Source organism: Mesorhizobium sp. 131-3-5 (genome assembly GCF_016756575.1).
Taxonomy (GTDB): Bacteria; Pseudomonadota; Alphaproteobacteria; order Rhizobiales; family Rhizobiaceae; genus Mesorhizobium; species Mesorhizobium jarvisii.
Window position 1 is genome coordinate 838,204 of sequence record NZ_AP023254.1, and the last position, 24,772, is coordinate 862,975.

Annotated in this window: 27 protein-coding genes and 1 pseudogene; 16 read left to right on the plus strand and 12 right to left on the minus strand. The window is 63.8% G+C overall.

Annotation, left to right across the window (positions count from 1 at the left end; all coding sequences use genetic code 11):
• Positions 1-26 precede the first annotated feature (26 nt).
• Entirely contained in the window at positions 27-407 is a 381-nt protein-coding gene (locus JG747_RS03975) for a nuclear transport factor 2 family protein (RefSeq protein WP_064982325.1), read from the plus strand.
• Positions 386-1,012 (plus strand): DNA-3-methyladenine glycosylase, encoded by a 627-nt coding sequence (locus tag JG747_RS03980; protein ID WP_202361198.1) that lies wholly within the window; start codon positions 386-388, stop codon positions 1,010-1,012. The genes JG747_RS03975 and JG747_RS03980 overlap by 22 nt, the downstream gene beginning before the upstream one ends.
• 38 nt (positions 1,013-1,050) lie before the next feature.
• Here the strand turns inward: JG747_RS03980 and JG747_RS03985 are convergent, their stop codons facing one another.
• On the minus strand, positions 1,051-1,941 hold the full coding sequence (locus JG747_RS03985) for a LysR family transcriptional regulator (protein ID WP_019862247.1): 891 nt from the start codon (positions 1,939-1,941) through the stop codon (positions 1,051-1,053).
• Positions 1,942-2,148: 207 nt separating this feature from the next.
• Here JG747_RS03985 and JG747_RS03990 point away from each other — a divergent pair, with 207 nt between their 5' ends.
• Positions 2,149-3,075, plus strand: a complete 927-nt coding sequence (locus tag JG747_RS03990) for a DMT family transporter (RefSeq protein ID WP_202361199.1) — start codon at positions 2,149-2,151, stop codon at positions 3,073-3,075.
• An 83-nt stretch (positions 3,076-3,158) separates the two neighbouring features.
• Positions 3,159-3,890 carry a haloacid dehalogenase type II gene (locus JG747_RS03995; RefSeq protein WP_202361200.1) on the plus strand — a complete coding sequence of 244 codons (732 nt, stop codon included), beginning with the start codon at positions 3,159-3,161 and terminating at the stop codon, positions 3,888-3,890.
• Positions 3,891-3,903: 13 nt separating this feature from the next.
• Here the strand turns inward: JG747_RS03995 and JG747_RS04000 are convergent, their stop codons facing one another.
• The 4 genes from JG747_RS04000 to JG747_RS04015 form a co-directional block, all read right to left on the minus strand.
• Entirely contained in the window at positions 3,904-5,679 is a 1,776-nt protein-coding gene (locus JG747_RS04000; RefSeq protein ID WP_083246499.1) for a SulP family inorganic anion transporter, read from the minus strand.
• 66 nt (positions 5,680-5,745) lie between these two features.
• Positions 5,746-6,024 (minus strand): helix-turn-helix domain-containing protein, encoded by a 279-nt coding sequence (locus JG747_RS04005; protein ID WP_010912541.1) that lies wholly within the window; start codon positions 6,022-6,024, stop codon positions 5,746-5,748.
• 295 nt (positions 6,025-6,319) lie between these two features.
• On the minus strand, positions 6,320-7,030 hold the full coding sequence (locus tag JG747_RS04010) for a phosphatase PAP2 family protein (protein WP_202361201.1): 711 nt from the start codon (positions 7,028-7,030) through the stop codon (positions 6,320-6,322).
• Between the two features lie 28 nt (positions 7,031-7,058).
• Positions 7,059-7,397 (minus strand): hypothetical protein, encoded by a 339-nt coding sequence (locus tag JG747_RS04015; protein WP_019862242.1) that lies wholly within the window; start codon positions 7,395-7,397, stop codon positions 7,059-7,061.
• Between the two features lie 171 nt (positions 7,398-7,568).
• On the opposite strand from JG747_RS04015, the gene JG747_RS04020 reads away from it, so the two are divergent.
• Positions 7,569-8,960: a sensor histidine kinase gene (locus JG747_RS04020; RefSeq protein WP_027047576.1), complete on the plus strand. Its 1,392-nt coding sequence runs from the start codon at positions 7,569-7,571 to the stop codon at positions 8,958-8,960.
• Positions 8,957-9,619, plus strand: coding sequence for a response regulator (locus tag JG747_RS04025; RefSeq protein ID WP_202361202.1), 663 nt, complete (start codon positions 8,957-8,959; stop codon positions 9,617-9,619). The genes JG747_RS04020 and JG747_RS04025 overlap by 4 nt, the downstream gene beginning before the upstream one ends.
• Positions 9,620-9,806: 187 nt before the next feature.
• Here JG747_RS04025 and JG747_RS04030 read toward each other — a convergent pair whose 3' ends face one another.
• Positions 9,807-10,391 carry a hypothetical protein gene (locus JG747_RS04030; protein ID WP_202361203.1) on the minus strand — a complete coding sequence of 195 codons (585 nt, stop codon included), beginning with the start codon at positions 10,389-10,391 and terminating at the stop codon, positions 9,807-9,809.
• A gap of 274 nt (positions 10,392-10,665) precedes the next feature.
• Here JG747_RS04030 and JG747_RS04035 point away from each other — a divergent pair, with 274 nt between their 5' ends.
• Positions 10,666-12,669 (plus strand): PhoX family protein, encoded by a 2,004-nt coding sequence (locus tag JG747_RS04035; RefSeq protein ID WP_202361204.1) that lies wholly within the window; start codon positions 10,666-10,668, stop codon positions 12,667-12,669.
• Positions 12,670-12,927: 258 nt separating this feature from the next.
• Positions 12,928-13,152, plus strand: coding sequence for a hypothetical protein (locus JG747_RS04040; protein ID WP_019862237.1), 225 nt, complete (start codon positions 12,928-12,930; stop codon positions 13,150-13,152).
• Between the two features lie 73 nt (positions 13,153-13,225).
• Here the strand turns inward: JG747_RS04040 and JG747_RS04045 are convergent, their stop codons facing one another.
• Positions 13,226-14,395, minus strand: coding sequence for a flavin-containing monooxygenase (locus JG747_RS04045; protein ID WP_202361205.1), 1,170 nt, complete (start codon positions 14,393-14,395; stop codon positions 13,226-13,228).
• Positions 14,396-14,800: 405 nt separating this feature from the next.
• Between JG747_RS04045 and JG747_RS04050 the strand changes: the two genes are divergently transcribed.
• Complete coding sequence (locus JG747_RS04050; protein WP_202361206.1) at positions 14,801-15,838, plus strand: phosphatidylglycerol lysyltransferase domain-containing protein; 1,038 nt, start codon at positions 14,801-14,803, stop codon at positions 15,836-15,838.
• A gap of 152 nt (positions 15,839-15,990) precedes the next feature.
• Positions 15,991-16,197 (plus strand): annotated as a pseudogene (locus JG747_RS04055) (ABC transporter ATP-binding protein); the annotation flags it as partial.
• An 88-nt stretch (positions 16,198-16,285) separates the two neighbouring features.
• Here JG747_RS04055 and JG747_RS04060 read toward each other — a convergent pair.
• Positions 16,286-16,462, minus strand: a complete 177-nt coding sequence (locus JG747_RS04060; RefSeq protein WP_010912525.1) for a hypothetical protein — start codon at positions 16,460-16,462, stop codon at positions 16,286-16,288.
• Positions 16,463-16,771: 309 nt separating this feature from the next.
• Between JG747_RS04060 and JG747_RS04065 the strand changes: the two genes are divergently transcribed.
• From JG747_RS04065 to JG747_RS04080, 4 genes are all read left to right on the plus strand, one after another.
• Positions 16,772-17,137: a septal ring lytic transglycosylase RlpA family protein gene (locus JG747_RS04065; RefSeq protein ID WP_019862233.1), complete on the plus strand. Its 366-nt coding sequence runs from the start codon at positions 16,772-16,774 to the stop codon at positions 17,135-17,137.
• Between the two features lie 288 nt (positions 17,138-17,425).
• Positions 17,426-18,703: a polyhydroxyalkanoate depolymerase gene (locus JG747_RS04070; RefSeq protein WP_202361207.1), complete on the plus strand. Its 1,278-nt coding sequence runs from the start codon at positions 17,426-17,428 to the stop codon at positions 18,701-18,703.
• 158 nt (positions 18,704-18,861) lie between these two features.
• A complete protein-coding gene (locus tag JG747_RS04075; protein WP_202361208.1) occupies positions 18,862-19,476 on the plus strand; it encodes a transglutaminase-like cysteine peptidase in 615 nt (204 codons plus the stop codon).
• Positions 19,477-19,867: 391 nt separating this feature from the next.
• Complete coding sequence (locus tag JG747_RS04080) at positions 19,868-20,110, plus strand: hypothetical protein (protein ID WP_019862230.1); 243 nt, start codon at positions 19,868-19,870, stop codon at positions 20,108-20,110.
• Positions 20,111-20,195: 85 nt separating this feature from the next.
• On the opposite strand, the gene JG747_RS04085 is transcribed toward JG747_RS04080, so the two are convergent.
• The 4 genes from JG747_RS04085 to JG747_RS04100 all read right to left on the minus strand — a co-directional run bounded on the left by JG747_RS04085 (position 20,196) and on the right by JG747_RS04100 (position 23,045).
• Complete coding sequence (locus JG747_RS04085; RefSeq protein WP_019862229.1) at positions 20,196-20,564, minus strand: helix-turn-helix domain-containing protein; 369 nt, start codon at positions 20,562-20,564, stop codon at positions 20,196-20,198.
• A 19-nt stretch (positions 20,565-20,583) separates the two neighbouring features.
• Complete coding sequence (locus JG747_RS04090; RefSeq protein ID WP_019862228.1) at positions 20,584-21,114, minus strand: Smr/MutS family protein; 531 nt, start codon at positions 21,112-21,114, stop codon at positions 20,584-20,586.
• Entirely contained in the window at positions 21,111-22,211 is a 1,101-nt protein-coding gene (gene mltA, locus JG747_RS04095) for a murein transglycosylase A (RefSeq protein WP_202361209.1), read from the minus strand. Before mltA ends, JG747_RS04090 begins: the two co-directional genes overlap by 4 nt.
• A gap of 126 nt (positions 22,212-22,337) precedes the next feature.
• The gene (locus JG747_RS04100; protein ID WP_202361210.1) at positions 22,338-23,045 is read right to left on the minus strand and encodes a Tim44/TimA family putative adaptor protein; all 708 of its coding nucleotides are present in this window, start codon (positions 23,043-23,045) and stop codon (positions 22,338-22,340) included.
• A gap of 207 nt (positions 23,046-23,252) precedes the next feature.
• Here JG747_RS04100 and JG747_RS04105 point away from each other — a divergent pair, with 207 nt between their 5' ends.
• Positions 23,253-23,750: an FxsA family protein gene (locus JG747_RS04105; RefSeq protein WP_202361211.1), complete on the plus strand. Its 498-nt coding sequence runs from the start codon at positions 23,253-23,255 to the stop codon at positions 23,748-23,750.
• Positions 23,751-24,008: 258 nt separating this feature from the next.
• Positions 24,009-24,509 (plus strand): protein-export chaperone SecB, encoded by a 501-nt coding sequence (gene secB / locus JG747_RS04110; protein WP_019862223.1) that lies wholly within the window; start codon positions 24,009-24,011, stop codon positions 24,507-24,509.
• Positions 24,510-24,772: the final 263 nt, after the last annotated feature.

Below are 24,772 nucleotides of genomic sequence, written 5' to 3' on the forward strand. Positions count from 1 at the left end.
GGAGGATTGCGATGGAAGACATTGCCATGGAAGACCGGGACATCCCCGTGGCTCTGGATCGTCACTGGGCCGCCTCGGATGCCGGTGATTTCGAGGCAGAGCATGAGATCTATCGGGAGGATGCGGTGCTTGACTATCCGCAATCGGGCGAGCGCATCCACGGGCGGCGCAACATCCAGGCCTCCCGCGCCGCGCAGCCCAACCGCAAGCGTTTTGCCGTGCGGCGGATCACCGGCACGGATGGTCTCTGGGTCACCGAATATGTCCTGACCTATGACGGGCGGCCCTCCTATACAGTCAGCATCATGGAGTTCCTCGACGGCAAGGTGGCGCGCGAGACCCAGTATTTCAGCGACCCGTTCGAGCCGGGACCGTCGCGTGCGCAATGGGTCGAGCGCATGCCGTGAGCCATGGGGAAGATCATCCGCCGATCGCTCGTTCGGGACTGCCTGATGATACGGCTGCGTTAGCCCGCTTCCTCATCGGCAAGCTGGTGGTGCGCGATTTGCCGGAGGGCATGGTCAGCGGCCGCATCGTCGAGACGGAGGCCTATGTCGTCGGCGACGCCGCCGGGCATGGCTTCAGGGGGATGACCCCGCGCAACCGTTCGCTGTTCCTCGAGCGCGGCCACGCCTATGTCTATCTCGCCTATGGCGTCTCCATGATGCTGAATGTCTCGAGCGAGGCGGAAGGAATCGGAACGGGCGTGCTGATCCGGGCGCTCGAGCCACTCGAGGGCATCGCCATCATGCGTCAGAATCGCGGCGTCGAGCGCTTGCGCGACCTGGCGCGCGGACCGGGCAGGCTGGCCGCGGCGCTGCGTATCGATCGGTCGCTCGACGGGCTCGACCTCTGCCGGAAAGGGCCGCTATGGCTGGCGAAGGACGGCCAAAAGGCCGGCGAGATCGGGCAGGGCATCAGGATCGGCATTACCAAGGATGCGGACCGGCTGCTGCGGTTCTATGTCAGGGGAAGCCCGTTCGTCAGCGGTCCGAGATCGCTTCAGAAATAGCAGACCAGCCAGCTTTCGCAGCGCGCCGCGCTTAAGCTCTAGACGGCAATTTGCAGCGTCCCGTAACGCTTTACCTCAGCCTCGATCTCCCTGACCAGAGTCTCGAGCGCGGGGTTCCTGGGGGTGCGCGCGCGCCTGATGACATAGGCCAGGTCTGGCGGCTTGGGGAATGTGTTGTCGACAATCTCCATGTCGGGCTGCAGGTACCGCTGACTCAGGAGTGCCACGCCGAGCCCCGCGGTCACGCCTGCAATGATCCCGGCCGCGCTGGAGCATTCGAACACGGTCTCCAACACCGTATCCTCGTCCTGCCCGACGTCGATGCCCCAGCGCCGGTAAAAGCAATTCTCATCGAAGGAAAGAAATGGGACCGGCTTCCCGTTCGACAGAACCAGGTCGCGAGATTTCACCCAATGCAGCGTCTCGCGGAACAGGAGGATGTCGGCGGGGCGGACCTCGTGCTGGAATACCTGGATGATGGCGGCGTCAAGGGCTCCCTGGCTGAGCTGCTCCTGCAAGACGAGGCTCATGCGCACCTGCGTGCGGACGCTCACCTCCGGGTAGAGCCGGCGAAACCGGCCAAGAATGCGCGAAAGGTCCGTGCAGGTGGTATCCTCGGTCATTCCCAGCGCGATCTTGCCTTGCAAAGAGCTTTTCGACAGGCTCAGGACCGCCTCGTCATGGATGCCCAGAATGCGCCGCGCATAGCCAAGCAGGTCCCGTCCGGCCGTGGTGAACATCGGCGCGTTTGCTTTCCGGGTGAGGATTTCGCAGTCGAGACTCGTTTCGAGTCTCTTGATCTTGTGGCTGACGGCCGACTGCGACAGGCCGAGAATCTCGGCCGCGCGCGTGACGCCGCCGTGCTTCTCGATCGCGACCAGTGCGCGCAAGGCGTCGACATCCAAGCGGCGGCTCATCAGTCCGGTCATGACAATCTTCGCTCGAAACCAAAGAGACGCGCCAATTTCTGATCCTCCGATGCGTTTCAGGCAAGCCAGTATGGCGATTTTTCTGACTGCTTCATGATCGTATCGAAATTTGTCATGTGCAAACACGCGCTGGAGCCTTCAATGGTCTGAGCCACGTCGGCCATGCTCCGCTTCGGGGTCACGGGCCGGCTTGAACAGAGAGATTTCATGACGCTCCCGCAAACCAAGATCCATCGCCTCGTGTGGCCAACAATGGCGACGGCGCTGGTCGTAAGCTGGAGTTCCGGCTTCGTCGGCATCCGCTACGCCAGCGAGAATGCCGATGTCATGCTGGTGCTGTTCTGGCGGACCTTGATGTCCGGGCTGATCCTCCTGCCATTTGCTCTCCTGATCGGACCGCGCATAAGCGCCCGTGCCCTTGTCCAGCAGATGGTCTTCGGCGTGGCGACGATGTTCCTCTATCTCGGCGGATTCGCGCTTGCTATCGGCCAGCGCGTGCCGACCGGGCTTGTCGCGCTGATTTCCGATCTTGTCCCGCTCGCAATCGCGGCCTTGTCGCAGCCGGTTCTGGGACATCGATTGACCGGGAGACAATGGATCGGAACGGCTCTCGGAGTGACCGGCGTTCTCATCGTCTCGCTGGACAGCCTGAGCCTCGGGACGGCCCCGGCCTGGGCATATCTGTTGACAGTCGCTTCCATGATGGTTCTGGCGCTGGCAACGGTGGTGCAGAAGCGGATGGGGACGATCAATATGCCCATTCATCAGAGCCTGTGCATTCAATGCCTGACGGCAGCAGTCCTTTTCGCCGCTTGCGCCGGATGGAATGGCGGCCTGATGCCGCCCCTCGATGCCAGGTTCGGATTCGGCATCGCCTGGCTGGTGCTGTTTTCGACCTTCTTCTGCTACGGCACGTACTACGCAAGCCTGCGCCTCTACACGGCCTCACAGGTCAGCAGCGTGATCTATCTCAGCCCACCCGTGACGATGCTCTGGGGCTGGTCGATGTTCGGCGAGCCGCTTTCGAAGGCGATGCTGGCTGGCCTTGCGGTGACGCTGTCCGGCGTCTGGTTCATCTCGTCGGGCAGCGCAGCGTCGAAGGACTTTCAGTTCAGTCAGCATCATGTCGGCTAGTCGCCGAGGCGAAATCGACCTGATGATTGATGGCGATCCGCGTCAGTGTCGCTTCACCCATGGACTTCAAAGGAGGTAGTTTCATGAAACTCACAGAATTCAAAGCCCTGACCTTCGACTGCTACGGCACCCTGATCGATTGGGAGTCGGGCATGATCGCCGGCCTGAAGCCGCTGACAGAAAGGGCTGCCCGCAGCTTGAGCCGGAACGAGATCCTCGAGGCGCACGCCCGGCACGAATCCAGTCAACAGAAATGGACGCCGGGGAAACGCTACCGCGACCTCCTGCCGATCGTTTACAAGCGACTTGCGGAGGAGTGGGGTGTCGTCGCCACTCGAGAGGAATGCGTGGCGTATGGGGAAAGCGTGAGGGATTGGCCGGCTTTCGCCGACTCCGCGGAAGCCTTGCAGTACCTCAAAAAGCACTACAAGCTGATCATCCTCTCCAACGTCGACAACGAAAGTTTCTCGTTCAGCAACAAGAAGCTCGGCGTTGATTTCGACGCGATCTATACGGCGGAAGATATCGGCTCCTACAAGCCCTCCGACCGGAACTTCGACTATATGCTCGAAAAGCTCGGTACAATCGGGGTAGAAAAGCGAGAGGTCCTACACACCGCGGAAAGCATGTTTCACGATCACGCTCCCGCAAATCGCTTCAGCCTGACATCGTGCTGGATCTATCGCCGGCATGCGGATCAGGGCTTCGGCGCCACGATGAACCCCGGCGATGCACCGACGGTGGATTTTCTCTTCGACAGCATGGCCGACCTCGTGAAGGCGCACGCTGAAGAAATACGGGGCGCTGGCCTCTGAGCCGCCAGGCTGCCTATTGCGTGGCATCAACCGCCGGCGGAACCGTCAGTTGCGCCCGCGCATCGCTGATCGAAGCGGCATAGGTCACCAGCGGCCGCTTGACGCCGTGGTTGATCAGGGTGCGCCGTATCTGCGGAGAGGCACCCGATATGATGAAGCGCACACCGGCGCGCCTGGCCTTGTGGGCCGCGCTTTCGATGACATTGGCGGCCGTCGAATCGAAGAAAGGCACCGCCGAGCAGTCGAGGATGAAATTCTTACGCTGGTCGGCAATGCGGTCGAGCACGCCGCCGACGGTGGAAGCGGCGCCGAAGAAGAAGGCGCCCGAGATGCGGTAGACGACGGTGTCGACGTCGCTCGCCTCGCTGGCATCATAGGCGCGACCGCTGCTGTCGGCGACATCGTCCTGCACCAGATCCGCCTCGACAGCGATCGACTTGGCCATGCGGTCGATGAACAGGATCGAGCCCAGCGCGAAACCGACGACGATGCCTTCGGTCAGGTCGCGGAAGACGACGATCAGGAAGGTCGCCATCAGCACCAGCGCGTCGCCGCGCGAGGCGCGCAACAGCGTCGCGAAGGCCTGTTTCTCGAACATGTTCCAGCAGACCACCGCCAGCACGCCGGCAAGCGCGGCAAGCGGGATGTAGCTGGCCAGCGGCGCGGCCACCAGCATGAAGACCAGCAGGAACAGTGAATGCAGCATGCCCGAGACCGGCCCATGCGCGCCGGCCCGCACATTGGTGGCGGTGCGGGCGATGGTGCCGGTGACGCAGATGCCGCCGAACAAAGCGGATGCGATGTTGGCGAAACCCTGCGCCACCAGCTCGCAGTTGGAACGGTGCCGCCGGCCGGTCATGCCGTCGGCAACCACGGCCGACAGCAACGATTCGATGGCGCCGAGCAGGGCAAAGGCAATGGCGTCCGGCAGCACCGCGACGATCTTGCCCATGCTGAGCGTCGGCAGCGTCGGAAACGGCAGGCTGCGGGGAATGCCGCCATAGCGCGTGCCGATGGTTTCAGCCGGCAACGCCAGCAGCGCCACCACCAGCGAGGCAAGTCCGACGGCGATCAGCATGCCCGGCCAGCCCGGCCGCCAGCGCTTCACCGCGACAATGGTGACGATGGTCAGCACCGCCACCAGCGTCGCCGAGATGTTTACCGTGCCGGCCGCCTGCCCGATCGCCATCAATTTCGGCAGCAGCGGCCCCGGCTCCGGCCCCGCAAGCTTAAGCCCGAACAATTCGACGATCTGGCCGGAGAAGATGATGATCGCAATGCCGGCGGTGAAGCCGACCGTCACCGGATAGGGGATGAATTTGATGTAGGTGCCAAGCCTGAGATAGCCGATGGCGAGCAGGAACACGCCGGCCATCATCGTTGCCAGAAGCAATCCATCGACACCTTCGCGCTGGACGGTCGCCGCCACCAGCACGATGAAGGCGCCGGCCGGCCCGCCGATCTGGAAGCGGCTGCCGCCGAATGCCGAGATGATGAAGCCGCCGACGATGGCTGTGAACAGGCCGCGCTCCGGCGTCACGCCGGAGGCGATCGCAATCGCCATCGACAGCGGCAGCGCCACGATGGCGACGGTCAGCCCGGCCATGAAGTCGGCCTTGAACTGCGGCAGGTGGTAACCTTCGCGCCAGACCGTCACCAGTTTGGGCGTGAACAATTCGGCAAATGTCGGGCTTGCCGACCCTTGGGCCGACCCTTGGGCCGACCCACGAGTCGATTTGTGGGCCGACCTTTGGGTCGATTGATGCACTGCCTGCCGTGTCTGATCCATGGACTGCCTTCCGCACATGAAGGCGGCGGGATCGTCGGCAGGAATGTCGGCGGTCGCCGTCGCGACTTATGCCGGCTCAGCCCTGGGATCTGGCGGCACGGCGGGTTTGAGGCGCACGCCCCTGCCGCCGCGCTCGCTGGCCTGGTTCTCGCCGATCAACTCCACCCCGGCCTCGTCGAGCGCCTGGATGACCTTCATCAGCGTATCGACCACGCCCCGGACCACGCCATCGCTCGCTTCCATGCGCTGGATGGTCGGAAGCGAAACGCCTGCGCGTTCGGCGAGCGTCTTCTGGTCGATGCCGGCCAAGGCCCTTGCGGCACGCATCTGCGCGGCAGTGATCATCGGCCGGACCCCATGTCTGAGTCTGCAGGAATAAGGTATAATACCATTGTCATGATGTTTCAAGCATCAATATGAATGTCTGAGGCGTAAGCGCCTTCGCCTGATTGTCCATTTTTTCCGATACTTCCCGAGGATTGCAGGCTAGGGTGCTGCCCATCTGGGCAGGGGGTAACGCGGTGAATATTTTCAAGACCTTGATGACATCCGCATCCCTGCTTTCGATGGTTCTGGCTCTGGCAGGCTGTGGTGGACACCTCATCAACCGCTTGATCTGAGCGCAAGCCCGAGGGTGCGGTCAGGCGCCATCGGCATCGTCGCTCACCACCTTGCGGCGCTGCAACACACGCGCCACCAGCCAGCACAGCATCGCCCAGGCGAAGCCCGCGCACCAGCCGGCCAGCACATCCGACGGCCAGTGGACGCCGAGATAGATGCGGCTGACGCCGACCAGCACAGTCGTCAGCACGGCCAGCGACAAGACGTAGATCTTCGTCGCCCTGCCATGCAGGAAGCGCGCCGCGAGCGAACCAAGCGTGAGATAGGTCACCGCCGACAGCATGGCGTGGCCGCTTGGGAAGGAAAGCGACGTCTCGCTGACCAAATGCGAAACGAGCTCGGGCCGCGGCCGGTCGACGCCGACCTTCAGCAGGCTCGACAGCACCTGGCCGCCGGCCACGGCGACGAAGATGAGAAGTGCCGTCCCCGGCCGGCGGATCAACAGCAAAAAGAGGATCGTTGCCGTCGTGATCAGCACCAGCACGCTGGCGCTGCCGAGGCTGGTGATGTCGCGCATCGCGCCTTCCAGCCACGATGGGCCGATCGGGATTGCCGGTTGGCCAACCTGGCGGAAGGCAAGCAGGATTTCGGTGTCGAAGGCGTGCGACGCGGTTGCCCGCGCCACCTCCATGAGCTCCACGAAGCCCCACAGGCCGCCGGCGATGACCAGGCCGGCCAGCAGCACCGGGAATTCGATGCGGTTGAGCAGGGTGCTTGCGGTGTCTTTCATCGGGCCGGTGTCGCAATCTTCATCTCGATCAACGCCCCTGCAGATAGGGCCCAAGCGTGATCAGCGCCACTGCGGCGATCGCCAGCACGATGCCGGTGGCCTGCAGCGCGTTGACGCGCTCGCCGAAGAACACCAGCGCCACGACGTTGACCGAGACCAGCTGGATGACCGCCGAGAGGCTGAACGACACCGACATGCCGAATTCGCGGATCAGCCGCAGCATGATCAGATTGCCCAGCGAATAGAGCGCGAGCGTCAACAGGATCTTGCCGAGGCTCGGCGCCAGTCCCCATTGCTTGGCGGCGGTCGCCGCCAAAAGGAAGATCACCGTCGAAAAGCCAAGCTGCAGCAGTCCCGAAAAACTCAACGTCCCATCCCCCTCGAAGCGGCTGCCGCCGCATGTGCCGCGGACCTTGTTTCCGAAGCGCCTCGAGACGTCAAGCGACCTCGTTCTAACGACAGGGTCTTGGCAACGGCAAGACTGAGGCTCAATGTGCGATGTCGCCCAGCTGTTCGATGGAAGGGCGGTCAGGGGATCATGATTCGCATTCTGCAGAATTTGGCGCGGCGCTGGAGCGAGCTTTCGCTTGCCCTGCAATTCCTCGTTGCCGGCGGCTTTGGCCTGCTGGCCGTCATGCTGGTGGTGGGTGCCTGGGTGACGTCGCAGATCCGGGACGGCGTCACCCGCAATTCGGCAGCCACGACGGCGCTCTATGTCGACAGCGTGATCGCGCCGCTGCTGCCGGACCTGCGCAAGAGCGAGGAGCTCAGCGAGTCCGTCAAGCAGGCGCTCGACGAGACGCTCGGCCAGGGCGCGCTCGGCAAGCGCCTGGTCTCGTTCAGGCTCTGGCGCCGGGACGGCACCGTGCTCTACGCGAAAGATGCAACTTTGATCGGCCGCCGCTTTGATCTGACCGACGATCTGCGGTCCGCCTTTCAGGGCAACGTCACCGCCCAATTCGACACGTTCGACGAAACCGAAAGCAAGGAGCAGGCCGCGGGCGTGCCATTGCTGGAGATCTACAATCCCGTGCGCGAACCCTGGTCGGGCGAGGTGGTGGCCGTCACCGAATTCTTCGAGGTCGCCACTGATTTCAAGGCCACGCTGGCCTCTGCCCTGCTGTCGAGCTGGCTGATCGTGGCCGGCACCACCCTGACGGCTTTTCTGCTCCTGTCGAGCATCGTGCTGCGCGCCAGCCGCACCATCGACGATCAGCGCGGGGCGCTGCGCCGCCAGGTGTCGGAGTTGCAAGGCCTGGTGACGCAAAACAGCGCCTTGCGGCAGCGTGTGCAGAGGGCGTCCCGCCGCGCCACCGCGCTCAACGAACGATATTTGCGCCGGATCGGTGCCGACCTGCATGACGGACCGGCGCAACTCGTGGCCCTGGCGGCGCTGCGCATGGACAGCCCGGTATTCTCCGGCGACGGCCATTGGGGCGAAAACCGCGCGACCGAGGTCGCGATGATCCGCAAGACGCTGGAGGATGCGATGCGCGAAATTCGCGGTATCTGCACCGGTCTCGTCTTGCCGCAGATCGAAACTGCCGCGGCAACGGACATATTGCGGATGGCGGTCGACGAACATCAGCACCGGACGGGAACGTCCGTGCTGCTCACGCTACCCAGGCATTTGCCTGAGCTCGGCACTTCCGAAAAGATCAGCATCTATCGTTTCGTGCAGGAAGGGCTGAACAATGCCTATCGCCACGGGCGGGCCAAGGATCAGACGGTGCGGGCCGGGATGAAGAATGGCAGGCTTTTTGTCGAAGTGTCGGACGGCGGGCCGGGTTTTGATCCGGCGCGGGTCGACGGGTTGGGGCTCGCCGGCCTCAGGGAGCGGGTCGAAAGCATTGGCGGCCAGTTCGAGACCTTGACCGGAGCGCAAGGCACGCGATTGGTGATCAGTCTTTCGATCGAGGAGCAAGCATGATTGGCGCTATCCGCATCGCTATTGTCGACGATCATCCGCTGTTTCGCGAAGGCGTGACGCGCAGCCTGTCGGAGATCGGAGGTTTCGAGATCGTCGGCGAAGGCGCGACAGCGCAGGATGCCGAACGCATCGCCTCGACGGTGCAGCCTGACATATTGCTGCTCGACATCTCCATGCCGGGCGGCGGCCTGTCCGCGGTTGTCAGCATCCTCGCCGACCATCCTGCCCAGAAGATCGTCATGCTGACGGTTTCGGAGACCAATGCCGATGTAACCACGGCGCTGAACGCAGGCGTGCAGGGCTATATCCTCAAGGGCGTCGGATCGCGCGCGCTCGCCGACATCCTGCGCAATGTGGCTGCCGGCGAGGGCTACCTTACGCCGACGCTGTCGGCACGGCTGCTTTCCGATCTCCAGTCCCCGCAACCTGCCAACGGCGTGGCGGACCGGTTGCGGCAACTGACTGAACGGCAGACGGAAATCCTGCGGCTGGTGGCGGAGGGGCTCAGCAACAAGGAGGTTGCCTTGCGCCTGGAGCTGCAGGAGAAGACGGTCAAGCACCACATGACCGGGGTGCTGTCCAAACTCAATGTGCGAAACCGCACGGAAGCGGCTCTCATGGTGCGCGAGTTCCGCGACCGGGACAGAAACCGCTCTTAGAGCAATTCCAGGAAAAGTGTGAAACGGGTTTCCCGGGCAAAGCGCATGGCGCTTTTCCCTTGGGAATCGCGGCAAAACAAACAGTCAGGCCATTGCGGACCCGCGCAAGGGCCGGACAAGGGAAGATCACCTCCGCCGGGGGCGGCGGAGGTGACGTGTGAAACCGGCCGTTGCCTGCTAGCCAGTTTCACAAGGCCTTTAGACGGCTGACATCGGCCGGCGTGGCCCGGCGGTCGATGATCGTGCGACCCAGCGCATCCTTCATTTTGAAACGGCCGTTTTCGATCTTTTCGGTGATGCCGTCGGGATGTGTGACCGTGATCTTGTTGCCGCTCACCGAGACCTTGTCACCGGTCGCGGCGTTGACATGGCTGACGCCTTTGTCGCTCTGTCCTTTGCCGGATGCCGAGTTGTCACCACTGCCATCCGTTCCGGAATTGCCGCCGTTTCCATTTCCGTTGCCGCTGTTACCGCCGCTGCTGTTGCCGCCGTTACCGCCGCTGCTGTTACCGCCGTTACCGCCGCTGCTGTTACCGCCGTTACCGCCGCCGCTGTTGCCGCCATTACCGCCGTTGCCACCGCTGCCGCCACCGCCGTTGCCACCGCCACCGTTGCCGCCACCATTGCCGCCATTGGCGGCCTGTGCTGATGCGGCGTCGATTCCGGGGGCGGAGCCGTGCAGGGCAATTCGATAGGGAATGATGGTCAGCGCCAGAGCAGCCGCCGAAACGAGCGTCAGCCGGCGGCACCGGGCCGTGATCGATCCGTGCATCCTGATCTCCGTCGATTGAGCCGGCGCGCCCACCCCAACGTTGCAACCAGCAACATCGCCGAAAGATGTATTGGCCGGAAGCGACCTCCGACCGTTGCGTTTGTCCTCCAGGACTTTTGCAAGCGCAAGGTTGGACTAAAGTCCGATGTCACGGTGACAACCACCTCGCGTCGAGCGGCGGAGCAGGTATGATGTCACGAAAATGTGATCAGTTGGCTGTAGGGGTCGAAAGGCGACAAAAAAGCTCCAGCCACTCCAAAGCCAGAGGCCCTTCGTGACCGAACATCGCTCTCCCGACACCCGATTCCGCACCAGCCTGCTCGAGGAAAACGAAGGACCGGCCACCAACCCCACCGACAACCGCACCATGGGCGAGATCATCGCCGCGCGGTTCTCGCGCCGGGGATTCCTGAAGGGATCGCTCGCCGTCTCGGCGATCGCCGCGACCGTCGGCCCGCTGGCCATGATCGCCGCCGACGATGCCCGCGCCGCGGAAGGCTCCGCCTTCAAATTCGACGAGCTCGAGGCCGGGATCGACGACAAGCATCATGTCGCGCCGGGCTACGACGCCGACGTGCTGTTGCGCTGGGGCGATCCGCTGTTTGCCGATTCGCCGCAGTTCGACCCGACGAAACAGTCGGCCGAGGCGCAGGCCAGACAGTTTGGCTACAACAACGACTATGTCGGCTACATCGCGATCGACGGCTCGGCCGAGCACGGCCTGCTCGTCGTCAACCACGAATACACCAACCCGCATCTGATGTTTCCGGGCATCGTTTCGATCGTCGAGAAGGACGGGAAGAAGAAGGCCGAGGTCGCGCCGCTCTCGAAGGAGCAGGTCGATGTCGAGATGGCGGCGCATGGCGGCACCATCGTCGAAATCCGCAAGGTGTCAGACAAATGGCAAGTGGTGCGGGACGGCAAGCTCAACCGCCGCATCACCGCCACCACCGAAATGGCGCTGTCGGGCCCGGTCGCCGGCCACGACCGCGTCAAGACCAATGCCGACCCGTCCGGCACGAAAGTGTTCGGCACTTTCAACAATTGCGCCGGCGGCGTCACCCCTTGGGGCACCTATGTGATGGCCGAGGAGAACATCCACGGCTATTTCTCCGGCGAATTGCCCGAGGGCCACAAGGAAGCCGCCAACTACAAGCGGCTCGGCATTCCGGAAGGTGCCTATGAATGGGGCGCGCATTACGACCGCTTCAACCTCGCCAAGGAGCCGCACGAACCCAATCGCTTCGGCTGGATCGTCGAGGTCGACGTCAACGATCCGACATCGACACCGAGGAAGCGCACCGCCATGGGCCGCTTCAAGCATGAGGGCGCCGAATCCATCGTCGCCAAGGACGGCCGCGTCGTCTTCTATCTCGGCGACGACGAGCGCTTCGACTATGTCTACAAATTCGTCACCAAGGGCACGTTCAACGCCAACGACCATGCCGCCAACAAGGACCTGCTCGACGAGGGCACGCTGCATGTCGCCAAATTCGCCGAGGACGGCACGGTCGACTGGCTGCCGATCGTCTTCGGCCAGGGGCCGCTGACGGCGGAAAACGGCTTTGGCAGCCAGGCCGACGTGCTGATCGAGACGCGGCGCGCCGCCGATCTGCTTGGTGCCACCAAGATGGACCGGCCCGAGGACATCCAGCCCAATGGTGTCAACGGCAAGGTCTATGTCATGCTGACCAACAATTCGAAGCGCAAGGCAGACCAGGTCGACGCCGCCAATCCGCGCGCCGAGAATGCCTTCGGCCACATTATCGAGATCACCGAGACCGACGGTGATTTCACCGCCGCCAAGGGCAAATGGGAAGTGCTTTTGAAATGCGGCGATCCGTCGGTTGCCGATGTCGGCGCCACCTTCTCGACGGCGACGACGGCCCATGGCTGGTTCGGCATGCCCGACAATTGCGCGGTCGATTCGGCCGGGCGCCTGTGGGTCGCTACCGACGGCCAAGGCCCGAAGGCCACCGGCCGCACCGATGGCTTGTGGGCGGTCGACACCGAGGGGGCTGCGCGGGCAACTTCGAAACTGTTCTTCCGCGTGCCGATCGGCGCGGAAATGTGCGGCCCGCTGTTTGCGCCCGACGACCGGACCGCCTTCGTTGCCGTCCAGCATCCGGGCGATGGCGGCGAGGATTGGGAAGGCTTCGGCCGGCCGTCCTACTATGAGGATCCGTCGACGCGCTGGCCGGACTTCAAGTCCGAAATGCCGGTGCGGCCGTCGGTCGTCGCCATCACCAGGCAAGGCGGCGGCAAGATCGCGGTGTGATATCAGGCGGCTGGAGCACGCAGCGGATTTGACCGAGCCCTGCGTGCCGGACCGCCTCCCCAACGTCGATGGATGTTTCCGCCAATCGCCAAGGTTCAAGCCCCGGGAAAGATCGGCAATTTACTGGTGGCGCCCTAACGCGCGTCGAAACGGATTCGTGCGACGCGCGTTAGGTCTTTGTCTTGTGCATGTCGTACTCCCAAAACCGGAGCCGCTTTTGGGCGAGATGCATTGGGTCGTTTCCTGGAGCCCGCCACCATGTCGAAGTCAGTCTATGACCGGGGCCTGCTCAAGCCCGGCGACATCGCCAGGCTGCAGCGCGTCTTTGACGAAGTCTGCCTGCGGCGCACAGCTCAGCCCGATTCGCCGGAAGCACGCGAGATCGCGCTCACCCTGCTCGCGCTGCACAATGCCGGCATGGTCGACGAGGAGATGCTGATGCAAGCCGTCGGCTTCCGCCGGCTCGAGCCGAAATCGGCGTGAGGCGTCAGGTCGCTAGAGCTCTTTGTTTCGACGCAATTCCCAAGGGAAAGCGCTCACACTTCCCGGAATTACGCTAGCGGCCCGCGCCGGCGATCCGCCTGGCGATCGCCTTGCCCAAAATGGCGGCATTGGCGAAGCAGCCACGAATGCTCGGCCGCATACCGGTGAACCACAGGCCGGGCAGTTTCGGGTCGGCTTCACCGCCGTTGAAGAGCGGGACACCCTTGCCGTCGAGCACGCCGAGATCGCCGACCATGCGCTCCAGCCCGGTGCGGTAGCCCGTTGCGGCAATGACGATATCGGGATCGATCAGGCGACCATTGGCCAGGATCACGCCATCGCGGGTGAATTCCCGTATCGCCGGCACCACTGTAATCTTGCCAGACTTTATGGCGTCGACTGCACCGTCATCCGCGGCAATCGCGGTGTAGTCCGAGGCCAGGCGGCTGGCGCCGCCCGACGGCGCGGGCGGCATGCCGAATTTGGTGAGATCGCCGAAAACCAGCCGCTGCGTCGCGGCCATCACCGCATCGGCAACGCGCAGCGGCAAGCGCGCCATGAGCGGCGAAAGCCGGTGCACGGCGATCTTGCCGATCCGCTTGGGCAGAAGGGCGGGGCCATTGCGGGCCGACAGCCAGAGAGAAGCCGTATCCACGCCGGCCAGATGATTGAGGGCATCGAAGCCCGAATTGCCGGCGCCGACGACCAGCACCTTCTTGCCGGCATAGGACTTGGCGTCGCCAAAATCCGCCGAATGGATGATCCGGCCCGCGAAGGCCTGCATGCCCACCCACTGCGGCGTGAAGGGCTCCTTGTCACGACCGGTGGCGACGATGACATGACGCGCCAGACGCGAGCCGGCGCTGGTGCGCACCAGCCAATGGTCGCCCTTGAACACGAGGGTCTCGACGGCAACGCCGAACTCCACAGGCAACTGGTTCGCCTCGCGGAAATCGTTCATATGGCGGATGACGACGCTCTTGGGTGGAAAGGCTGGCGTACCCCCGGGAAAGGAAAGGCCGGGCAGCGCCGAGAGATCGCGATGGGTGTTGAGATGCAGCTGCTGGTGCCGCCGATGCCAGGGTTCGGCCAGCCGGCTCTCCTGTTCCAGGATCGCCACCGGCACGCCGGCCTTGATCAGGGCCTGCGCGACAGCCAGTCCGGCGGCGCCGGCGCCAATGACAATCGCCGGCTCGATCGCCGCCACCTGCTCCACCTTCGATCTGGTTGTCGTATCTGCCATTCGCTCTCAAAATCCATTCAACCGCCCGCCTTACAAGCTGGCAGGACGCTGTAACCGTTTGATCGCGCGCAAACCCAACAGCGGATCGGTGCGCTCAAGTGCCTTGCGCCGCCAGGGCGCAAACAACTCCCGTCGCGCAAATGCGGCTAAACCAACGACATGGAACGGAATGCCCCGCTTCCGTCCGAAACCATGCAGCCCTATATGGCATATCAGCGGCATCGGCGATAATCAGGTCGCGGCAATGTGATTGATTCGAGTTCCGAGGGGCTGGCGGATCTCGTTACCGACGCAGGAATTCGAAACCGAAGCGATTTCGGCTTCCCGTGAAAAATCAAGGCGCCGTGGTGCGTCTGGCGTGCCGAAAGGCACGTCGCGCCACAGACGGCACGCGGAATCCGGACCATGCCCTCCTTGCGGATCTATCTCGACAAAATCCTCGAGGGTGCCTCGCCCAGGGTCGAGCGCCAGGCATTGACGCATGTCGAACGCCTGGCGATGGTCCGTCGCCATGGCGACTTCTCGCTCGCCTATTCGACTGCCGTACAGCGCAAGCTTTCCTATTTTGGCGACGCCGACGGCTACATCGCCTTCGGCACCAAGATGAAGCATCATTTCGCGCTTGGCGACCCGGTGGCGGCGCCGGCCCGGCGGCCCGACTATATCAGGCGCTTCGTCGAGACCGCCGGCGACCCGTGGTTCGTGCAGGTTGGCGAGGAGACCGCGCGGGTGCTGGCCGGGCTCGGCTACAAGGTCAACCGGCTGGGCATCGACACCCGCCTCGCCCTGCCCGAGCATGATTTTTCCGGCAAGCGCAACGAGACCGTGCGCTATTCCGAGCGCTGGCTCTTGAAGAAGGGCTTTTCGTTCGAGGAAGACAAGCGGACCGTATTCCTCGACGAAATCGCCCGGCTGTCCGAGAACTGGCGCGGCGACCGCATCGTCAAGCGCTGGGAGATGGGTTTTCTCAACCGCCCATTCTACGATCAGCTTGGCACCGACATGCGCCGCTTCGTCCTGCATGGCCCCGATGGCGAACTCATCGCGCTGCTCGATTTCGATCCGTTGTTTCGCGACGGCAAGGTCATCGGCTACACCACCGCCTTCAAGCGCAAGCACATCGATGCCTCGCCGCACGCCGAGATCGGCCTGACCAAATTCGCTGTCGACCGGTTTCGCGAAGAGGGCATTTCGGCGGTCACGCTCGGCCTGTCGCCGCTTCTCGACGTCACCCCCAGCGGGTTTGCCGAAAGCGATTTCTGGCGCAACACTTTTCAGCGCGCCTACTCTTCGCCATGGGTCAACCGCCGCAGGTTCAACCTGCAGGGCCAGGCGGCATTCAAACGCCGCTTCCATGGCATGGAAGAGCCGGTCTACATCGCTTTCCGCAAGGGGACCTATATCGAGATGCTGGGCCTGCTGCGGCTGGTGAAAGCAATCTAGGGACCCGGCGCGGTCCTGGCCAAAGCCTTATCATTCGTCATCCCTGCGCCGTCGCTCCGCCCCTTGCCTTGCCCTCGAATGACGAATGCCGGGTTGTCGTGGAAGATACTTCCGCACCTTTGCGCCAATTCGCAAAATCATTCCTCTACTAGGAACGCATCTGGCTCGCCCAGAAATTCACCGCCGTTCTGGTCACGCACGATGTCGCCGAGGCGGTCGCCCTCGCCGACCGGGTGGTGGTGATCAGCGCCGGCAGGATCGCGCTCGACCTGGAGGTGCCGGTGGCCCGGCCGCGCCGGCGCGGCTCCGCCGAGCTCGCCCGCCTCGAAGGCACGATCCTGGACCGGCTGTTCGGTTAGGGGTGTCGGGGGCGGCGCGAACCTCCAGACGGCGGCGCGACAGCGCCCACGCTCGTTCTGCAACGCAGTCTAGCGCCACTCATCACCCCTACCGGTTCGCCCACACCAGCCCGGCCAGGCCGAGCAGCATGGCGACGAGACCGATATAAAGCCATTGCGACTGGCCGGTCATGAAGCTGCCGCCGATCACGCCGATGCCTTGCAGCGCCCACACCGCGCCGACAGCCAGCACAATCAAGGCCAGCAGGTTTTTGGTCAGTCTCATTGACGGATCTCGCTTTTCAAGTCGATCGTTTGCCGCGCAGTGAGCGTGATGAAAGAGCCAAAGGAAGGCACCCAATCACGTCGGATTCTACTTGGATATTTATCCGATATCTTGTCAAAGACATCTCGCATATCGGCCCGAAGATCATCGGAAATGAATCAAATCGCGCCGGAAAATCCCTGACAGACTGTTACCTTCTGACTCCAAACGTGTGATCTCGCCACGGAACGGACAGATGCTTGCCGCATTTCCTGCCTTATTCGGCACCTAACGGCTGGGGTCTGTCAAAAACGGAGCCACCCCTCAAATATGAAGACCCTAAACCAGACCGCGCTTGTCGCGGTAACGATCGCTGCTGGCCTGATGGTCGGCGCTTCGGCCACTTCGGCAACCGCCGCCGGCCAGTGTGGCCGTGCTTCCTGGTACGCGCTGCACTCGCGCACCGCATCGGGCGAGCGCATGAACCCGTCGGCGTTGACAGCCGCCCACCGCACGCTGCCGTTCGGCACCAAATTGCGGGTCACCAACCAGAACAATGGCCGCAGCGTCGTCGTGCGCATCAACGATCGCGGCCCGTTCATCCGGGGTCGCGTGCTCGACCTGTCGAAGGGCGCCGCCGGCCAGCTCGGCTTCATCGGTTCCGGCCATACCTCGGTCTGCATGGCGCGCGTTTGATATGATTTTCCCTGGACCATGATCTTCTTCCGAAAACCGGAACCACTTTTCGGGATCATGGTCTGGTGTCCGGCAGCAGGGCCGGACACATTTCCTACACATTTCGGCACTGCACATTGAGCCGGCTCGGCCGTCCCAGGCGGATTTGCAACGCTTTGGACGAAAGAACCATTGGTCACGCCACGTGACGTATTGCATCGCAGCAATTAGTTGTTAACCTCGCCACGAGACATTTGAGGCTCGGCGCTGCTCGTCGTCCCTTCGGTCGCAGCAGCAGCGGGGTTGTCGATGTTCTACCAGCTCTACGAATTGAACCATGCGGCGCTGCAGCCGGCCCGGCTCTATGCCGATGCGGTGCGGATGTTCTATTCCAACCCGCTGAACCCGGTCTCGCACACGCCCTGGGGCCGTTCGGTCGCGGCGGGCGCCGAACTGTTCGAGCGCACCACGCGCCGCTACGGCAAGCCCACCTTCGGCCTCGACAAGACCGTCGTCGACTGGAAGAGCGTCGAGGTCACCGAAAAGACCGTCTGGTCGAAGCCCTTCTGCAATCTCGTCCGCTTCGAACGCGCCGTGCCGGCCGGCCGCAAGCCGGATCCGAAGCTGCTGATCGTGGCTCCGATGTCGGGCCACTATGCGACGCTGCTGCGCGGCACGGTGGAAGCCATGCTGCCCCATGCCGATGTCCACATCACCGACTGGGTCGACGCCCGCATGGTGCCGCTGGCCGACGGCAGCTTCGATCTCGACGACTATATCGACTATATCGTCGACATGTTTCACACGCTGGGTCCCGACACCCATGTGATGGCGGTGTGCCAGCCTTCCGTGCCGGTCCTGGCGGCGGTGGCGCTGATGGAGGCGAAGGGCGATCCCTTCGTGCCCTCGACCATGACCCTGATGGGCGGCCCGATCGACACGCGCCGCAACCCGACCGCGGTCAATCTCCTGGCCGGGGAAAAGGGCATCGACTGGTTCCGCGACAATGTCATCATGCGAGCGCCCTGGCCGGTGCCGGGCTTCGGCCGCGAGGTCTATCCGGGCTTCCTGCAGCTGTCGGGCTTCATGAGCATGAATCTCGACCGACACATCATCGCCCACAAGGACTTCTTCATGCACCTTGTGAAGCATGACGGCGACAATGCCGAGAAGCACCGCGACTTCTATGACGAGTACCTGGCCGTCATGGACCTGACGGCGGAATTCTACCTGCAGACCGTCGACACCGTGTTCGTGCGCCATGCCCTGCCCAAGGGTGAGATGATGCATCGCGGCACCAGGATCGATCCGTCTGATATCCGCAACGTCGCCTTGTTCACGGTCGAGGGCGAGAATGACGACATATCGGGCCTCGGCCAGACCAAGGCGGCGCAGGATCTGTGCGTCAACATTCCGGCCGACAAGAAGGCGCATTACATGCAGCCGGCGGTCGGCCATTACGGCGTCTTCAACGGCTCGCGCTTCCGCTCCGAAATCGTGCCGCGCATCGTCGACTTCATCACCAGCTATGGCCGCCAGAACCGCGTCGCGGTGAAGCCGAAACTGGTCCGGACCGCCAAGCGGTAGGCCATTCCGGGACAGATCGGCTGCAGGGCCGATTCTGTTGCACAATAGACGCTGTCCCTGCCCGCGGGTAACCATGCCGCAAATCAGTCCGTCGTCGTAATTGACACGGACTGTCAATCGCCCTTAACGTTTCGTTAATAACAGGGTGAGCGGGGACAATGAATTCCTCAACAATGGCGAGAAGGCTGCGTTTGTGCGTGGCTGCGGCCGGTCTGGCAGCCACGGGAAGCTGGCCGGCAATGGCTGCCGGAGCGATGGCGACCGGGGGCATCACCTCGCAGCCGATCGGCCACTATGATTTCTGCAAGCAGCACCCGGGCGAATGCTCGATCCGTCCGAGCAATCTGGCGCCGGCCAGGATGACCAACGGGCTGATGAGCAAGCTCGCCGGCGTCACCGCCAGGGTCAACGCCGCCGTCAAGCCGATGAGCGATATGGACATTTACGGCAAGGACGAGGTCTGGGCCTATCCCGACAAGGGCGTCGGTGATTGCGAGGACTATGTTCTGGAAAAGCGCCGCCGGCTGTCCCACATGGGCATCTCGCTGGCCGACCTGCTCATCACCGTGGTGCGCAAGCCCGATGGCGAAGGCCATTCCGTGCTGACGGTGCGCACCGACAAGGGCGACTACGTGCTCGACAATCTGACCGACAAGGTCAAGGCCTGGGACCAGACCGGCTACCGCTTCCTCAAGCGCCAGGCGATCGACAACACCGGCCGCTGGGTCTCCATCCGCGGCGGCCAGCAGGTGCTGGTCGGGTCGGTGGAGTAGGGGCTGCGGCTGCGGTTTTAGAGGCGCCGCCGTTCTTGCGAGTCCCATGGGCGCTGTCGGCCATTGTAGTCAAATAGCAGAGGTCGGCGCCGCCCCTCATTGCCCTGCCGGGCATTTCTCCCCGTATAGTGACGGGGAGAAGATGCTGTCATCGCCGCTTTCGCCAATCACCAACGCCGCAAGACAAGCGTCAACCGCGCGGCTGTTCCCTTCTCCCAGTAACTATACGGGAAGAAGGTGCCGGCAGGCGGATGAGGGGCGGCGCCAACATAGACAGCCACCCACCTCACGCATCCCTCCCGAAAAAATTCCACACCTCTCCATGAACCATTTCCGTCCGCCCGGCGACACACAGCCGTGAACGACGAAAACCCAACCATGGAGACTTCAAATGACTGCTTTCCTGCGCAACACCCTTCTCGCCTTCGCTGCCGTGTCGGCCCTGGGCGGATCCGCAATGGCCGACCAGACGGTCAGCTGCGTCCACACCAACCTCAATGATCTCTGGGCCGGCCGTTGTTGCGGCACTGCCGGCGCGTCGGACTGCCTGGGCGGCGGCAACAATGGCCACGACCATGGCGACCCCGGCACCAAGGGCGGCAACCCCAATGGCAGCACGGCCGGCAAGCCCTGATCCCGCCACAGTGGCCCGCCGGCTGCCGCCGGCGGGCCCTGTTTTTGCGCTCCGGCAGGCCGTCGCGAAATCCGTGTAAAACCTGCTACTTCAGCCTGCCAAGCGCGGCGCGGATCGAGGCGGTGATGCGGCGCAGCTCCGCTTCGTCGAGCTTCTCGATGTTCTCGGCCAGGAGATTGGCGAGCTCGGTGGCGGCGGGATTGAGACCCGACGTGTCTAGCCGAACACGCGGGTGCGAGGCTTCGGCCAGCCGCGCCAGCTCCTCGGCATCGTCCCAGATGATGTTGAAATAGCCGATGATCTTCTGGATCAGCGTCCAGGTCGGCGCGCCGCGCCTGCCATGCTCGAGCGCCGAGAGGTAGGCGGCGCTGACGCCGATTGCCGCGGCCATGTCCTTCTGGCTGACGCCGCGCTCGCGCCGCAGCGCCCGCAGCCTCTCGCCGAACGGCGTCATGCGGCCTGCCCTCCAGCCCTCATGAGCGTGCCCGCCGCAGCCTGATATAGAGCGCGCCCGCGCCGCCATGGTTGCGTGCGGCATGGTCGTGGCTGGAGACCAGCGGCCGGAAGGCCGGCGTCGACAGCCAGGCGGGCACCGCGCGCCGCAGCACGCCGTCGCCGCCGGAGGACGACCCCTTGCCGGTAATGACCAGGACATAGCGGATGCCGCCGGCATGCGCCCGGTGCAAGAACGAGAACAGCAGCGAATAGGCCTCGTCCTGCGTCATGCCATGCAGGTCGACGCGGCCTTCGATCGGCAGCCTGCCTTTCGACAATTTGTCCAGCGTCGGCTCGTCGAGCCGGTGCGTGACATGCTGCACCTTCGGCTTTGCCGCGCCCGCCGCATTGGCGGCGGGCTGGGCCGCCTGCGGCGCCGCCGGCTTGGCCTCGATGGCCATGTCGGGAATGTCGACCGAGGCCCTGCCCTTGAGCGGCTTGGCCGTGCGCGCCACCAGGTTCCACAGCACCCGGTCGTCTTCGCTCAGCCTGTCCGGGCGCTTGCTCATTTGGCGCCCCCGGCCAGCGCGCGGGGCACCAGCGCATAGAAATCGGCGGCGTTGCGCACCACGCCGGCGATCTCGCCGGCGGCATCGCCCGAGCCGGCGAAGAGGTCGCCGCGCGCCGGGCCGGTGATGGCCGAGCCGGTGTCCTGCGCGATCATCAGGCGGCGGAACGGTTTTGCGTCGAAGGCGGTCAGCGTCGGCGCGTCGATGTAGAAGGGCGTGCCGAATGTGTGCAGCAGCCGGTCGACCGCGACGGAGCGGCCCGGCGTCAGCGGCACCTTGGCGGCGGCGATCGGGCCGAGCGCGGCATCCTCCACCTCAGCCTCGCGGAAGAAGATGTAGGAGCGGTTCTGCCACAGGATCTCGTCGATGCGCTGCGGATGTGCCTTGAACCAGGCGCGGATCGACTGCATCGTCACCTGCGCCAGCGGGATTTCGCCGAGCTCGCTCAGCACCTTGCCGGGTCCTGCAAAACGCTGGCCCGACTTGGCGGCGTAGGTGACGCGGCGCAGCCGGCCGTCGGTCATGGCGAGCCGTGCCGCGCCCTGCACATGGATGAAGAAGGCGTCGACCTTGTCGGCCAGCCAGGCGATCTCCAGCCCTTGGCCGGCAAGCGCCCCGCGCTCGATAGCGCCACGGTCGAAATACTCGGCCAGTCCATCCGTCGTCCGGCGCGCGAAGGCGAGGTAGGGATCCATCCCGGCGGGCCGGTTGGCGTCGTCGACATCGACGAGATCGGCCGGCCGCGACAGCAGCGGCACGACGAAGCGCTCCGTGCGCACCGGCGAGGCCTCGACCTGCGGCTCGTAGAAGCCGGTGACGAGGCCGGCGCCGCTCTCGGGGCGGACCAGCATGGGGACAAAATGGCGCTCGAAGAAAACGCGGGCTTCCGCTCGGGTCGCAGGCGAAGCGCCGCGCGCCTCCGCATAAGCCGCCGTGAAGGCGCCAAAATCGACGCCGAGGGCGCCGCTGCGATAGGGCTTTACCGGCGCATGGAAGGCGGAACGGCGGAACGCGGCGAAGGCCGGCACAGCGTCGTCATCGCCCCAGCCAGGCAGATCGTCGAAGGATTTTTCGATGAAGAGAGGCGATAGCGACACCGGAGCCCCGTCGCTTTAAAGCGCGTCGTGTTTGAAGAGGGTCATGCGACGCGCTTGGAGTCTTGATTTTGCTGCAAGTCGTTGTCCCAAAACCGCTTCGCACCTTTGGGCGACATGCATCGGGGCTCAGTCTTCTTCTTCGGTGGCGACGAGCTTCCAGTTCGGATCGCGCGAGCGCGTGTCGCGGGCGAAGGTCCAGACATCCTTGACCTCGGCCACGGTTTCCGGATCGCCGTCGATCACCGTGCCGGCCTTGTCGCGCGTCGCCGAAATCAGCTCGCTGATGATGCGCAGCGTCACATGCGCCTCGCCGCCCTTCATCTCGGCCGAGACGATATCGGCCTTGTCGATGCCGACGAAGGAGGACTGGATCTTCTCCGACTTGGCCTCGCGCTCGCCGATCGCGGCGACGAAACCGTCGAACACCTCGCGCGACAACAGGTTCTTCAGCGTTTTGCGGTCGCCGTCGGCATAGGCCATGACGATCATCTCATAGGCCATCTTGGCGCCGTCGATGAAACCCTTCGGGTCGAAGGACGGGTCATTGTCCTTGACCGCGCGCAGGCCCTTGTTGAGGTCGGTGTCGGGCTTGGCGAAGGCGTCGATCGCCGTATAGGCGTCGGCCGGCGCCGGCTCGCCGGGCAGGCGCTTGCGCGGCAGCGAAACGACATTTTCGGGCTTCTGCGTGGCGTCCTTGTCGGTGCGCGCCGCCGAGTACGGATCGAAGGGCGGCCGCTCGCTACCGGTCCGACGGCCCAGCACGTTGCGCAGCTGGAAGAAGATCACCACCGCCGCGATCAGGAAGAAAATCGTGCCGAAGTCGAAGAAACCCATATCTTCCGCCAATCAATCCCTGCCTCGAGGCCGGACCATCCGGCCAACAGGCCGCGGTCGCATAGCGTTCAACATTCAAAGCATATAGAACGCAAGGTGCAATCATTCAAATTAAAGGCAGGCATACCTATCTAACAGCCTCAGTGCCAGCGGCGATTGGCCGCCAGGGGCCAAAACAATCGAAACGACCAACAAGGTTGGCAAGACTTGCGCATTTCGCTGCTTCCCCTTTTTCTTCTCGCCCTTCCGCTCATGGAAATCGCCGGTTTCGTCATCGTCGGCCGTGAGGTCGGCGCGCTGGCGACGGTCGGCCTGGTGCTGGCCTCGAGCATCGCCGGCGTGCTTTTGCTGAGGCACCAGGGTTTCGGCGTCATGGCGCGGGTACGCGCCGAGATGGACGCCGGCCATGATCCCAGCCGCCATCTCGCCCACGGCGCCATGATCGTGGTCGCCGCGATCCTGCTGATCATCCCCGGCTTCATCACCGACATCATCGGCCTGCTCCTGTTCCTGCCGCCGGTGCGCGACCTTGCCTGGCGCCGGTTCAAGGGCCGCATCGTCGTCGCCACCGATTTCTCGGCCGGCGGTTTTCGCCGGTCGCGCGACAGGGTCATCGACCTCGACGACGGCGACTATTCGCGCGAGGACGATTTCAAGCGCGGCCCGGATCATAATTCGCCGTGGCGGCGGCTGAAGGACGACTGAGACTGCACCGAGATTCAGGTGATGCCGGTCTGCAAAGGGCGGCTTCCTGCGCTTCCGGTGCTCACGTACTTCAAGTACGCTCCGCTCCGGTTCTCGGAAACCACCCTTTTCGCCTCGGCCTGACCTGAATCTCGATGCAGTCTGGGTCCGCTCCGGTCACAAGGCGGCAAACCTTGTCTTGTCATGCCGACCATGGTAGCGAACGCCCGATTTCAATTCGGTCAGCAAGGCTGCCCAGGGGAAAAGGATATAAGGCTCATGGCCAGCAATGATGACGCGCCGACCGGCGCAGCCAACGGCAACGGCAATGCGGCGCAGCCGTCGCTCAACGTGCTTGCCCAGTATGTGAAGGACCTGTCCTTCGAAAGCCCCGGCGCGCCGAACTCGCTGCGCGGCCGCGACAAGGCCCCCGGCATCGCCATCAACGTCAATGTCAATGCCAACCCGCTTTCCGACAAGCAGTTCGACGTCAATCTGACGCTGAACGCCAAGGCCTCCTTCGACCAGGAAGTGCTGTTCAATGTCGAGCTGGTCTATGGCGGCGTCTTCGCCATCTCCGGCTTCCCGCAGGAGCACATGCTGCCGATCCTGTTCATCGAATGCCCGCGCCTGCTGTTCCCCTTCGCCCGCCAGATCATCGCCGAGGCGACCCGCAATGGCGGCTTCCCGCCGCTGATGCTCGACCCGATCGACTTCGCGCAGATGTTCCAGCAGAAGATCGCCGAGGACCAGGCCGCGTCGAAGGTTCAGGTGAGCTGAGCTATATCTAAGGAATGCCTCGAAAAACCCGGCCTTGAGCCGGGTTTTTTGTTGGCCACGGCCGGCCGGGTCCCCGCTGCTTCGCGGCGTCCCGGCGTTTGCTGCCTTTCATCGTGCCCCAGGCACGACGAATTCACTTCGTGAACCGGCACTCACTCTGCGGAGCAGCGCACAACTCCTGCGGATTCCAGAACACTCCGCTACGTCACCCCGCCCTATCATCGCCGCCTCAGGCAAAGGCGTCCCGGCGGTCGTAGCCGCCC